The organism is Mesorhizobium sp. M0227 (assembly GCF_040321855.1).
Classification (GTDB): domain Bacteria; phylum Pseudomonadota; class Alphaproteobacteria; order Rhizobiales; family Rhizobiaceae; genus Mesorhizobium.
This window is the reverse complement of the sequence record NZ_JAMYSJ010000069.1, coordinates 1-1,163: the sequence shown is the minus strand read 5'-3', so window position 1 is coordinate 1,163 and position 1,163 is coordinate 1. Positions and strand designations below refer to the sequence as shown.

The window sequence follows — 1,163 nt, the reverse complement described above, 5'->3', positions numbered from 1 at the left end:
TTGATGGTGACGACGATGCCGGCACCGACGGTGCGGCCGCCTTCACGGATGGCGAAGCGCAGCTTCTCTTCCATGGCGATCGGCACGATCAGCTCGACATCGACCGTGATGTTGTCGCCCGGCATCACCATCTCGGTGCCTTCCGGCAGCGACACGATGCCGGTCACGTCGGTCGTGCGGAAGTAGAACTGCGGACGGTAGTTGGTGAAGAACGGCGTGTGACGGCCACCTTCGTCCTTGGTCAGGATGTAGGCTTCGGCCACGAACTTCTTGTGCGGCTTCACCGTGCCCGGCTTGGCCAGAACCTGGCCGCGCTCGACACCTTCACGATCAACGCCGCGCAGCAGCGCGCCGATGTTGTCGCCAGCCTGGCCCTGATCGAGCAGCTTGCGGAACATTTCGACGCCCGTGCAGGTCGTCTTGGTCGTCGGACGGATGCCGATGATCTCCAGCTCCTCGCCGACCTTGACCACGCCGCGCTCGACGCGGCCGGTCACGACCGTGCCGCGGCCAGAGATCGAGAACACGTCTTCGATCGGCATCAGGAACGGCTTGTCGAGCGGACGAACCGGCGTCGGGATGTAGGCATCGACCGCAGCCATCAGCTCGCGGATCGCGTCTTCACCGATCTTCTTGTCGCTGTCTTCCAGAGCAGCCAGAGCCGAACCCTTGACGATCGGAATGTCGTCGCCGGGGAACTCGTTCTTGGTCAGAAGCTCGCGAACCTCGAGCTCGACCAGTTCGAGCAGCTCGGCGTCGTCGACCTGGTCGACCTTGTTGAGGAACACCACGATCGACGGCACGCCGACCTGACGGGCAAGCAGGATGTGCTCGCGGGTCTGCGGCATCGGGCCGTCGGCAGCCGACACGACCAGGATCGCGCCGTCCATCTGCGCGGCACCGGTGATCATGTTCTTCACATAGTCGGCGTGGCCGGGGCAGTCGACGTGAGCGTAGTGGCGGGCAGCCGTCTCGTATTCGACGTGTGCCGTCGAGATCGTGATGCCGCGCGCCTTTTCTTCAGGGGCAGCGTCGATCTGGTCGTAGCGCTTGTATTCGCCAAAATACTTGGTGATCGCCGCCGTCAGCGACGTCTTGCCATGGTCGACGTGGCCAATCGTGCCGATGTTCACGTGAGGCTTGTTACGCTCGAATTTACCTTT

At 63.1% G+C, this 1,163-nt stretch carries 1 protein-coding gene; it reads right to left on the bottom strand.

The genetic code is table 11. The features are described 5' to 3' along the window. The coding region (gene tuf, locus NKJ00_RS32170; protein ID WP_352632602.1) for an elongation factor Tu at window positions 1-1,163 on the bottom strand (1,163 nt) is incomplete at both ends.